The 12,754-nt window shown below is 62.0% G+C and carries 7 protein-coding genes; all 7 read left to right on the top strand.

Going from position 1 to position 12,754, the window contains the following annotated elements:
- The first annotated feature begins 4 nt into the window (after window positions 1-4).
- On the top strand, window positions 5-511 hold the full coding sequence (locus ASD83_RS17190; protein ID WP_056313180.1) for a DUF2937 family protein: 507 nt from the start codon (window positions 5-7) through the stop codon (window positions 509-511).
- 88 nt (window positions 512-599) lie between these two features.
- Window positions 600-2,003 carry an adenosylhomocysteinase gene (ahcY, locus tag ASD83_RS17195; protein ID WP_056313182.1) on the top strand — a complete coding sequence of 468 codons (1,404 nt, stop codon included), beginning with the start codon at window positions 600-602 and terminating at the stop codon, window positions 2,001-2,003.
- A 197-nt stretch (window positions 2,004-2,200) separates the two neighbouring features.
- Window positions 2,201-4,228, top strand: coding sequence for a methyl-accepting chemotaxis protein (locus ASD83_RS17200; RefSeq protein ID WP_162249184.1), 2,028 nt, complete (start codon window positions 2,201-2,203; stop codon window positions 4,226-4,228).
- A gap of 305 nt (window positions 4,229-4,533) precedes the next feature.
- Window positions 4,534-6,576 (top strand): methyl-accepting chemotaxis protein, encoded by a 2,043-nt coding sequence (locus ASD83_RS17205; protein ID WP_056313186.1) that lies wholly within the window; start codon window positions 4,534-4,536, stop codon window positions 6,574-6,576.
- Window positions 6,577-7,149: 573 nt separating this feature from the next.
- A complete protein-coding gene (locus ASD83_RS17210; RefSeq protein WP_162249185.1) occupies window positions 7,150-9,528 on the top strand; it encodes a sensor histidine kinase in 2,379 nt (792 codons plus the stop codon).
- Entirely contained in the window at window positions 9,529-9,954 is a 426-nt protein-coding gene (tsaE, locus tag ASD83_RS17215) for a tRNA (adenosine(37)-N6)-threonylcarbamoyltransferase complex ATPase subunit type 1 TsaE (RefSeq protein ID WP_056313190.1), read from the top strand.
- 115 nt (window positions 9,955-10,069) lie between these two features.
- Window positions 10,070-12,742, top strand: a complete 2,673-nt coding sequence (locus tag ASD83_RS17220) for an EAL domain-containing protein (RefSeq protein ID WP_082561300.1) — start codon at window positions 10,070-10,072, stop codon at window positions 12,740-12,742.
- Window positions 12,743-12,754: the final 12 nt, after the last annotated feature.

Raw genomic sequence — 12,754 nt, forward strand, 5'->3', positions numbered from 1 at the left:
CGCGATGCGGCGCATGCTGGCCAGTGTCGGTGGGGTCGGGCTGGCGGTCATGCTGAGCCAGTTTCCTGAATATGCACAGCAATATACCCAGCGCCTTGGCGGGGCGGTGGACGAATTGCGCATCGTTACCGCTGACTTTGACAATGCGGCAGAAGAGGCGGGGCTCGACCGGGCAGGGGCGCTCGAGCGCTATCAGACCTCCAGCGATGCCTTCCTTGCCGATCGGGGCCAGAGCATGGAGCGCACTTTTGTGCGCTACGGCCAATTGAGCGAAACGCTGGAAAGGGTCCAGGGCGCCGATCCCATCGAGCGGTTCAAGAACCTGCCCGCTTTCCTCGACACCGATATCGGCCGCCGCACGCTCGAAAACTACCAGCCGGCCGTGCCCGTCACCATGGAAGGGCTGTTTTATGCCGCGGCCGGCTTCGGGCTTGGCTATCTGGTACTGTCCGGGCTTATCCGCTTTTGCGCGCTGCCCTTCCGCCGTCGCCGGCTCTATGTTCGCTCATAAGACATAAACATACCTTTATATGCCCGGTTGAATGCGCGGGATCAGTTGCGTATAGGAAGAGCAACCAAAACTCTTCCGGAGACCGAACATGACCAGTCCAGCCACCGACTATGCGGTCAGGGACATTTCGCTGGCCGATTTCGGCCGCAAGGAAATCCAGATCGCCGAGATCGAAATGCCGGGCCTGATGGCGATCCGCGAGGAATATGCCGCGGCCCAGCCGCTCAAGGGCGCCCGCATTGCCGGCTCGCTGCACATGACCATCCAGACTGCTGTTCTCATCGAGACGCTGGTCGCGCTCGGCGCCGAAGTGCGCTGGGTGTCGTGCAATATTTTTTCCACTCAGGACCATGCCGCTGCTGCAATCGCCGCTGCTGGTATCCCGGTTTTTGCCCATAAGGGTGAAACGCTCGAAGAGTACTGGGCCTTTACCGACCGCATGATGGATTGGGGCAATGGCCTCACCCCCAACATGATCCTCGACGATGGTGGCGACGCCACCATGTATATCCTCAACGGCGCCAAGGCCGAAAAGGACATCTCCGTCCTCGACAAGCCGGGCAATGAAGAAGAGGAAATCTTCTTCGCCACGATCAAGAAGCGCCTGGCTGAGACGCCCGGCTTCTTCACCAAGATCAAGGACGCCATCCGCGGCGTTTCGGAAGAAACCACCACGGGCGTGATGCGTCTCTATCAGCTGCACGCCAAGGGCGAACTGCCGTTCCCGGCCATCAACGTCAATGACTCGGTGACCAAGTCGAAATTCGACAACAAGTACGGCACCCGCGAATCCCTCGTCGACGCCATCCGTCGCGGCACCGACGTGATGCTCGCCGGCAAGGTCGCCATCGTTTGCGGCTATGGCGATGTGGGCAAGGGTTCGGCTGAATCGCTCCGCGGCGCCGGCGCTCGCGTGCTCGTCACCGAAGTCGACCCGATCTGCGCTCTTCAGGCCGCCATGGAAGGCTTTGAGGTCGTGACCCTCGAAGAAGCCGCGTCTCGCGCCGACATCGTCGTCACCGCCACCGGCAACAAGGATGTGCTGATGGTCGACGATATGCGCAACCTCAAGGACATGGCCATCGTCTGCAATATCGGCCACTTCGACAACGAGATCGACGTGCTGGGCCTGCGCAATTTCAAGTGGACCAACGTCAAGCCGCAGGTTGATCTCATCGAACAGCCGAACGGCAAGCGCCTGATCCTTCTCTCCGAAGGTCGTCTCGTGAACCTTGGCAATGCCACGGGTCACCCGAGCTTTGTCATGTCGGCATCCTTTGCCAACCAGACGCTGGCCCAGATCGAACTCTGGACCCAGGGCGAAAAGCTCGAAAAGAAGGTGCATGTGCTCCCAAAACACCTCGACGAAAAGGTCGCCGAACTGCACCTCGCCAAGCTTGGCGCCAAACTGACCAAGCTGACCAAGACCCAGGCCGACTATATCGGCGTCAGCGAAAACGGTCCCTTCAAGTCCAACGAATACCGCTACTGATCCTCCGTCCAAAAGGCCGGTTTCAAACCAAGGGGCTCGCTCACGCGAGCCCCTTTTTCGTTGGCCGCAAAATAAGTCGGCGCCCGGCCGGTCTTTTACGGGTGCTTAATCACAAACCCGCATTTTTATGCCCATTGAACACCGAACTGCCGTTGCGAATGCCGTCAGCTTTGGATGCATTGGATAGGAAATCCGAAATGTTGAGTTGGCTAACGGGTAGTTTGTCGCGGAGGCTCTATGGCCTGCTGGCGATTTTTGCGGTCGGCATGATGGGCGTCGTTTCCTATCAGCTCTACAATCAGCGTATGAATCTCGAAGAGTTCAAGCGCACCGAACTGCAGAGCGTGGTGCAGACTGCGGTCTCGACGGTCCAGAGCTTTTATGACCGGTCGCAGGCCGGCGAATTTACCGAAGACCAGGCCAAGTCCCTGGCGCTCGAAACCCTGCGCGGCATGCGCTACCAGGGCGGCGAGTATTTCTTCGTCGATACCTATGATCTCGTCATGCTGATGCATCCGACCAAGCCCGAAAAGCAGGGTTCGGACCGCTCTATCGAGAAGGACGGTCGCGGCACGCTCTACATCAAGGCAATGGTGGAGAATGTGAAGGCCAATGGCTCGGCCTTCCAAACCTATCTCTTCAAAAAGCCTGAAGGCGGCGAGGCGGACAAGATTTCCTACGCGCAGGGCTTTGCGCCCTGGGGCTGGAGCATTGCTTCGGGCATCCTGTTCAACCAGGTGGACGCCATCTTCTGGCAGTCGGCGCTGGAAGGCGGCGTGATCACATTGATCAGCATCTTCGCCATTCTGGCTCTGGGTGTCGTCGTGGCCCGGTCGATCGCGCGGCCCATGGTCTCTCTCAACAAGGCCATGGTTCAGGTTGCCGACGGTGCCTATGACACGCTCATCGACGGCACGGCCCGCCGGGATGAAATCGGCGCCATGGCGCGCGCCGTGGAAGTCTTCCGCGAAAATGGCCTCAAGGTTGCCGAAATGACCGAGGCGGAAGCCGCCCGTATCATCCGCGACGAGGAAGCCCGCCAGAAGATGATGGTGGAACTGCAGCGCTCGTTCGGCGATGTGGTCAATTCCGCCGTCGACGGCGATTTCTCCCAGCGCGTGCCGGCTCAATTCCCCGATGCCGAACTCAACGATCTCGCCAATTCGGTCAATCGCCTCGTCGACAGCGTCGATAATGGCCTGACCGAAACCGCATCCGTTCTCTCGGCCCTTGCCAATACCGACCTGACCCAGCGCATGCGGGGCGAGCATCGCGGCGCCTTTGGCAAGCTCAAGATCGACATCAACGCGGTGGCAGACAAATTGACCGATATCGTCGGTCAGCTGCGCGGCACCTCGGGCACTCTGAAATCCGCAACGGGCGAAATCCTGGCCGGCGCCAACGATCTCTCCGAGCGCACGACCCGTCAGGCCGCGACCATCGAGGAAACATCCGCCTCGATGGAACAACTGGCCCAGACCGTGACCGAAAATGCCAAGAAGGCGGCCGATGCCAGCCAGAAGGCGGGTCTCGTCTCGCGTTCTGCCGAGGAAGGTGGCGCGGTGATGGAAGAGGCCAATTCGGCCATGGAGCGGATCACCCAATCCTCTTCAAAAATCTCCAATATCATCGGCATGATCGACGACATCGCCTTCCAGACCAATCTGCTGGCTCTCAACGCTTCGGTGGAAGCGGCGCGCGCCGGCGAGGCGGGCAAGGGCTTTGCGGTGGTCGCCGTCGAAGTTCGCCGCCTCGCCCAGTCTGCCGCCAATGCCTCTTCCGAGGTGAAGGTGCTGATCGAGCAGAGCGCCCAGGAAGTCGGCGCAGGTTCAAGGCTTGTGGCCGACGCCTCGGGCAAGCTGACCGCCATGATGGATGCGCTGCGCGCCAATACCGCCCTTCTCGATGACATTGCCCGCGCCAGCCGCGAGCAGGCTTCCTCCATCGATGAGGTCAACACCGCCGTCCGCCAGATGGACGAGATGACCCAGCACAATGCGGCGCTGGTGGAAGAGATCAATGCCGCCATCGAGCAGACCGAGACGCAGGCGGGGGAACTCGATCGCGTCGTCGATGTCTTCACCCTCGATGCGCCTCCCGCTGCCCGCTCCACCTCGGTCTCGCGGTCGATGCCGGCCAAGACAGCGCCCAGGGTAAAGGCCGCTGCTGCTGCCTATCTCACCCAGGGCAATGCGGCGCTCAAGGAAGACTGGTCCGAGTTCTAAGGACCGCCATGCGCCGTCGCCACCGGGCCCGTCCCGGTGGTCGAGGCGCAGGTGGAACCCAGGAATTTTGTGCATTTGAAAGGGGCCCGAGGGCCCCTTTCGTCTGTCTGCAGTAGCGGAATTTTTACCGTGTTTGCGCATAGTGGACGTCAGAGAGGTGGATGGACGGCCACAGCTCGAAAATGCGGGGGCATATCGGTTCGGACACGGCGCGAAGAAATCGCGTCCCGGTTTCGCATGCCTTTATCCCCGCGCCCCAAGCGTTGCGGATAACGACACACCAGAAGGTGTGAGAAGGCATAGGAATGTTTAAGCTCAATATCGCGGCCCGCATCTATCTGCTGGTCGGCCTCGCTGTCGTGTCGCTGGCCGTCATGGGCTGGATGAACGTGCAGCAGATCAACGCGACGCGCGACCAGCTGCGCGCCGCCGAACTGCAATCCATTACTGACTCGGCGGTCTCCATCATCGATGGTTTCCATAAGCGCGCCCTGGCTGGCGAATTTACCGAGGATGCCGCCAAGGCCGGCGCACTGAGCGCCCTTCAGACCCTGCGCTATCGCGGCAACGAATATATGTTCATCAACGGCATGGACGCGATCATGCTCATGCATGGCGTCAAACCCGAAATGGTCGGCATGGACCAGTCGGAAATGGCCGATCCCACCGGCAAGAAATTCGTCGCCGAGATGATCGACCTCGCCAAAAAGAACGGTTCGGGCTTTATCGAATATCAATGGGCCCGTACCCCGGACAGCGACCCGGTCGACAAGCGCACCTATGTCAAGCTCTTCGAACCCTGGGGTTGGGTCGTCGGCACCGGCGTCTATATCGACGATCTTCGCGCCGCCGCACAGCATAGCCTGATCGAAACCGGGCTGATTGCCCTTGTCGTGGCGCTCGTCGTTTCCGGCGTCGCCTTCCTTATCGCCCGCACCATCACCAGCCCGATCGCCCGCCTCACCGAAGTCATGGGTAAGGTGGCCGATGGTCAGTTCGAGACCGACGTCGTCGGTGCTAACCGGAGCGACGAAATCGGCGCCATGGCGCGCGCCGTGGAAGTCTTCCGCGAAAATGGCCTCAAGGTTACCCAGATGACCGAGGCGGAAGCCGCGCGCATCATCCGGGATTCCGACGAGCGCCAGAAGATGATGGTCGAACTGCAGCGCGCCTTCGGCGATGTGGTGGATTCGGCCATCGATGGCGATTTTACCAAGCGCGTGCCGGCAACCTTCCCCGATGCCGAACTCAACGGGCTTGCCAAATCGGTCAACAACCTCGTCGACAGCGTCGATCGCGGCCTTGATGAAACCGGCTCGGTGCTTTCCGCGCTCGCCAATACCGATCTGACCCGCCGCATGGAAGGCCAGCATCGCGGCGCCTTTGCGAAACTGCAGTCCGACGTCAACGAAGTGGCCGACAAGCTGACTTCCATCGTCGGCCAGTTGCGCGGCACTTCGGGCACGCTCAAATCGGCAACGAGCGAAATCCTCTCCGGCGCCAATGATCTCTCCGAGCGCACCACGCGTCAGGCAGCGACCATCGAGGAAACCTCGGCCACCATGGAGCAGCTTGCCCAGACCGTGACCGAAAACGCCAAGAAGGCGGCCGACGCGAGCCAGAAGGCCAGTGCCGTGTCGCTGGTGGCCGAAGATGGCGGCCGCGTCATGAGCCAGGCCAATCAGGCCATGGAACGGATCACCCAGTCCTCGGCCAAGATTTCCAACATCATCGGCATGATCGACGACATCGCCTTCCAGACCAACCTGCTGGCGCTCAACGCTTCGGTGGAAGCGGCGCGCGCTGGCGAAGCGGGCAAGGGCTTTGCCGTGGTCGCCGTCGAAGTGCGTCGTCTCGCCCAGAGCGCGGCAACGGCTTCCTCGGATGTGAAACTGCTCATCGAGCAGAGCGCCCAGGAAGTGGGCACCGGCTCGAGGCTCGTTGCCAGTGCCGCCGACAAGCTCTCCGCCATGCTCGAAGCGGTGCGCGCCAATAGTGCGCTCCTCGACGATATCGCCGGGGCCAGCCGCGAGCAGGCCTCCTCGATCGACGAGGTCAACACCGCGGTGCGCCAGATGGATGAAATGACCCAGCACAATGCGGCGTTGGTGGAAGAGGTGAATGCGGCCATCGAACAGACCGAGGCCCAGGCGACCGAACTCGACCAGATCGTCGATGTGTTCACCATCGATTCCGCACGCGCCGCCCGCGCTGCGGTTGCCACAAGGCCCGCTCCGGCTGCTCGCTCCAGCGGTATCAAGGCCATTCAGGGCAAGGTCAAGCAGGCCGCATCAGCCTATCTCAGCCACGGCAATGCCGCGGTGAAGGAAGACTGGTCCGAATTCTGATTTTTGCTGCGGAACGCTTCATTGCTCCATTGCACCGCCTTTGCGGGATGCGTGCCTACCCACAGGCTGTCATCCCGGCCTTGAGCCGGGGTGACAATCGAGGGTCGGAAGCACTCTAGTCGATCACTTTACTCCCCGGCCCATGGCTGGGGAGTTTTCGTTTGGGCCGCGGAGTGGCAGAATCAACCGCTGGCCGGATGCGATCGGTAGCAAAAAGCTGACCTGTCGAGCCCGAACAGCCCGATTGGTTAACAAATCGTTTCTAGTTCGTTCTCGGGTCAAGCGCTTCCTTCGCGCTTTGCCCGCAAAGCACAGCCATAAGGACTCTTTTTCCCGATTCGCACCCTCGGTATGGTGAAGCGATTCGGTTGTCGGGGGACACGTCGCCGGCTCGAGGGCACCAGAAATCCTGATTTGGGGATTTCGCGTTTGGGCGCCTGTCTCATGTGCACGCGTACCGGCTCTGCCGGACTTGCAGCGAAACAAAAGAAGAGAGGGCTGTCTATGGCGCCGGATCCACTCCGGAAGCATTGGAGATTCGCAGTTGCTGCGTGTGCTCCTTTAACCCTGATGATGGCTGTCCCAGCCTTCGCGCAGGGCGCTTCCACGGCAAGTCTGGGCGGCATAGTTCCTGTCGCGGTCGTGATCGGCGCGGGCGGCTTTGCCCTTTTCGCGGTGACCGTGCTGCGCACGCTTTTGCGCGACGGACGTCTGGCCCAACGCCAGGCCAGGGGGCAGATCGCCGATCTCCGGGCCCTCGTCGACGATTATGAAAATCTCATCGGCGGCAGCCGCGAGCTGACCGTCATCTGGCCCGAACAACCCGGCACGCCGCCGCGCCTTCTCGGTCAGGCCGCCGCGGTGCTGCCGCCGGGGCGCCAGCCGCAGAGCGTCCTGAATTTCGATACCTGGCTTTCGGGCAGCGAGGCCGACAATCTGGCGCAGCTGGTCGAAAAACTGCGGGTGGAAGGGCGTCCCTTCAATGCCAGCGTCAAGGCGCTCGACGGGCGGCTCATCCGCGCCACGGGCTGGCTCGCTGGTGGCGGCGCCGCCCTGCGCCTGCGCCCCGCCTTTCTCCAGCCCGACGCCGATCTGACTGAGCCGCTTGCCGGCAATGACCGGTCGAGCGTCCTCGCCTTGTTGCAGAATTCCAATGGGCCCGCTTTCCTCCGCGATGGGGCCGAGCGCCTGGTCTTTGCCAACCAGCCCTATCTCGACCTCTGCGAGAGCCTCGGTAAACCCGTCAATCCCGAAGCGCCGGCCGAATTGCTCGACGCTAAACAATTGCGGACCCATCTCGCCCAATGCCGCGCCAGTACCGAGCCGGTGCGCCAGAAGGTATCTCTGGGCAAGGGCGGCGACTTCGAACTGGTCGAAGTGCCGGTGGCCGAGGGGCGCGCAGGCTATCTCAACCCGCTGAGCGGCAGCGAGGCCGGCGAGCCGAGCTTTGCCCATATCGCGGGCATTATCGATGCGCTGGCGACCCCGATCGCCATTTTCAACGCGCGCCGCGAACTGATCCAGTTCAACCCCGCCTATGCCGCACTGTGGGATCTCGATCGTAAATTCCTCACGCCCGGCCTCGACGAGCGCGCCATTCTCGATAAGCTGCGCACCGAGGGCATGCTCCCCAGCCAGGTCGATTATCACACCTGGCGGGCCAAACACCTCGAAAGCTACACGCGAAAAGCCCCGTTCGAGGCCGATCCCTGGCACCTGCCCGATGGCCGCACCATCAAGGTCATTTCGGCCCCGGCCGGATCGCAGGGCGGCGTGATCTACGTCTTTGAAGACCTCACCGAGCGTCTGGAACTGGAATCGGCCAACAAGGCCATGACCAATGTGCAGCGCGAAACCATCAATTCACTCTCCGAAGCCGTTGCCGTGTTCGGCACCAATGGCCGACTGGCGCTCTCCAATCCGCGCCTCTCCGCGCTCTGGAAGCTGCCGATGAATACGCTCGGTGCCAATCCCCATATCGACCAGATCGCCGATGCTTCGGCGCAGGTCCTGCCCGATGGCGCAAAAATCTGGTCCGATCTCAAGCGCAATATCATCGATCTCAACCCCACCCGCACCGACAAGGCCGGCCGCATCGAGCGCACCGACGGGCGCCTGCTTGATTATGCGACGACCCGCCTGCCCGACGGGCAGACCATGATGACCTTCCTCGATGTGACCGAAAGCGCGAGCTATTCAAAGGTCCTCAAGGAACGCAACGATGCGCTGGTCACCGCCGATCGGCTCAAGGACGCTTTCGTCGAGAACGTTTCCTACGAACTGCGCAGCCCCCTGACCAATATCATCGGCTTTGCGGATCTGCTGGCCGGCACCGAGGGCGACAGTCTCAATGAGCGCCAAAAGGCCTATATCGAATATATCCGCGCTTCGTCGGTGACGCTGGGCGTTCTCATCGACAATATTCTCGATCTGGCGTCGGTCGATGCGGGCATTGCCGAACTCAATCCCGAGCCGCTCAGTGTGCAAGGGCTGATCGACAAGGCACGGGCCGGCCTTTCGGCCAGTTTCCCCGAAGTCTCGGGCAATTCCACCAATCTCGTGGTCGAGGTCGAGCCGAACCTGCCCGAATTCATCGCCGACGGCACCCGCATCGTGCAGGTGCTTTACAATCTCCTCTCCAATGCGGCGCGCTTCTCTCCACCCGGTGGCGAAATCCGGCTGTCGGTATCGCACCGCGCCGATCGCATGCTTTTCATCATCGAGGATGAAGGTCCGGGCCTGACCGACGAATTGCGCTCGGCCATCCTGAGCCGGCTTGACACGCCGAGCGCCGGCGGGCGCCTCCGCGGCGCGGGGCTGGGGCTCTCCATCGTCCGCACCTTCGTCAATCTCCATGGCGGCACGATTTCGGCCCAGCAGCGCGAGCCGCGCGGCAGCCGCATCACCGTCAACCTGCCGCGCGACAGCGCGCTTGCCGGCGTCGCCGAGTAGATGGAACGCTTCCTGCCCGATGACGAGGCGACCCTCGCCTTTGGGCGGGAACTGGCAGGCCTGCTCGAACCGGGCGATATCGTCAGCCTTGAGGGCGAACTCGGTGCCGGCAAATCGGCTTTGGCCCGCGCCACCATCCGGGCGCTCGCCGGCGATCCCGATCTCGAAGTGCCTTCACCGACCTTTGCCCTGGTGCAGCCCTATGACACGCCGCGCGGGCAGGTGCTGCATGCCGATCTCTATCGCCTGGGGGATGCCGCCGAGGCCGACGAACTGGGCCTTCTCGATACGAGCGGCGGTTTCGTGCTGGTCGAATGGGCCGAGCGCGCCGCCCATGTCGCCGCAGCGGCCACTATCGTCATTGCCCTTTCCATTCCGCCCGGCGGCTCGGGACGCAATCTGGTGATGACCCGCCGCGTGGGCTGACCCTCCGGCTTTGTCAGATATTTACCAAGCGTTCAATTGCGTATGTCCGGTAAGGAACTGGTCAATTCCGACCGCCTAGTATGACCCCAAGACCAGTATTGGTCCGTTCAGGCATATGGGCAGTATGGGTTTCGGCGGGGCAAATCAAAAGAACCGGGAATGGCGGCGGGCGAGCTTCCTGCCGGCCCTTTTTGCCTTCCTCGTGGTCATCACTGCCGGGCTTGTGCTGGACCGCCAGGCCGACACCATCAATCAGGAACGGGTGCGTGCCGAAGTTCTCGGACGCATTTCCGTTATTCGCGCCAAGCTCGAAGGCCATGTCGCGAGCAATGTGCAATTGGTGCGGGGCCTCGTCTCGGTCATTTCGACCGAACCGGATATGAACCAGGCGCGTTTCGAGGCGCTGGTGGACAATCTCTTCGAAGCGGACAGCCAGCTGCGCTCGGTTGCCGCTGCGCCTGATCTGGTCATTCGCATGACCTATCCGCTCAAGGGCAATGAGAAGGCCATCGGCCTCGATTATCGCCAGACACCCAATCAGTGGGACGCAGTGCAGCAGGTGCTGTTCACCGGCAAGATGGTGCTGGCCGGCCCGGTCGACCTCGTCCAGGGCGGACAGGGCTTTGTTGGCCGCTTCCCGGTCTACACCACCGAAGATGGCTGGCGAAAATTCTGGGGCGTCGTGTCCGCCGTCATCGACACCGACCGGCTCTATAAGGATAGCGGCCTTTACGACGCATCGGTCGCCGATCTCGATATTTCCATTACCGGCCAGGACAGCCTCGGCCGCCACGGCAAACTCTTTTATGGCGAAAGCCTGGGCGGACGCCAGCCGGTTCTCGCCAATGTCACCTTGCCCAGCGGCAGCTGGCAGATCGCCGCCGTGCCCAGGGATGGCTGGTATTCGGGCACGACCGGCCAATGGCTGATGCGCGCCGCGATCATCTTTGCCGGCTGCCTCATCCTTCTGCCCTTCATCATCGCCGGCCGCATGATCAGCCAGCGGCACGACTATATCGGCCTCTTGCGGATGCGCGAGGCAGCGCTGACCCAACAGACCCAGCGGCTGAACCTGGCCCTCGAAACCTCCAAGGTCGGGCTCTGGGAATTGGATCTCGCCTCGGGCGAGGAAGTCTGGGACGCGCGCACCAACGAGATTTACGGCATGTCGGGCGATGCCGGCGGGCGCACGCATGACCATTGGCAAAAGGTCGTGCACCCCGAGGATCAGGCCAGAGCCGAGGCCGAATTCCGCCAGTCCATCGTCAATGGCCGTTATGAATCGGATTATCGCGTCATCCTGCCCGACGGCACGCTGCGCCACATCCGCTCCATCGCCGTGCTCGCCGAAGCATCGGGCGAGGTCCAGCGGGTCATGGGCATCAATTGGGACGTGACCGCCGATGTGGCGCTGAACGAAGACCTGCGCCGCGCCAAGGCGCTGACCGAAGCGCGCAATTCCGAGCTCGAAGCGGCGCGTGTGCGCATCGAACACAATGCCCTCCATGATAGCCTGACGGGCCTGCCCAACCGGCGCTATCTCGACGAGATGCTGCGCGGCAATGCCGCCGGGGGTTTTGACGCCTCCGGCACCATCGCCCTGCTGCATATCGATCTCGACCGGTTCAAGCAGATCAACGATACGCTCGGCCACGCCGCGGGCGATGCCATGCTGATCCATGCGAGCAAGGTGCTGCGCGACACCTGCCGCGATACCGATTTCGTTGCCCGCATCGGCGGCGATGAATTCGTCGTCGTGTCGAGCAATAGCCATGGCGAGGAGGGTCTGGCCCGGCTCGCGGGGCGGCTCGTCGAAGCCATGCGCAAGCCGGTCATGCATGAAGGGCACGAATGCCGCTTCGGGGTCAGCGTTGGCATCGCCACGGGCATGGTGCCCGCCATCGATGTCGAACAATTGCTGATCAATGCCGATATCGCGCTCTATCGCGCCAAGGATCGCGGCCGCAATCGCTTCGAGTTCTTTTCAGCCGCGCTCCAGGCCGAGGTGATCAACACCAAGCGCGTGGCCGACGAAATCCTCAATAGTCTCGAAAACCACGATTTTATCGCGTATTACCAGCCCCAATTCTGCGCCAAGACGCTCGATGTCGTCGGTGTCGAGGCGCTGGCGCGCTGGCGGCATCCGACGCTGGGATTGTGCGCGCCCGACAGTTTCATGGAAATCGCCGAAGAGCTGAGCGTCGTCGCCGCGATCGATCACGCCATCCTGCAACAGGGATTGCAGGACCTCGAGCGCTGGGATCGCCTTGGCCTTCACGTGCCGCGCGTTTCGGTCAACGTCTCCCAGCGCCGTCTTCACGACGAGAACCTCGTCACCGCGCTGCGCGAAATGGACCTCCCCGAAGGCCGTATCGCCTTCGAACTGGTTGAATCCATCTATCTCGATGAAAGCGATGGCGTCATCGCCTGGAATATCGATCAGATCAAGGCGCTCGGCATCGATGTTGAAATCGACGATTTCGGCACCGGCTATGCCTCTATCGTCTCCTTGCAAAAACTGCATCCGCGCCGCCTCAAGGTCGACCGGCAATTGGTCGATCCGATCATCAGGGAGCCGGGCCAGCGCCGCCTTGTTGCCTCCATCGTCGATATCGGCAAGGCCATGGGCATCGAGATCGTCGCAGAGGGCGTCGAGAGCATGGAACACGCCAAAATTCTCCGCGATCTCGGCTGCGATATCCTGCAGGGCTATGCCTTCGCCAAGCCCATGTCGCGCGATGCGCTCGAGGCGTTCCTCGCCGAACAAAGCTGGCGCCACGCCAGCTGACAACAGGCGACA

The organism is Devosia sp. Root685, from assembly GCF_001427875.1.
In the GTDB taxonomy this organism is placed as follows: domain Bacteria; phylum Pseudomonadota; class Alphaproteobacteria; order Rhizobiales; family Devosiaceae; genus Devosia.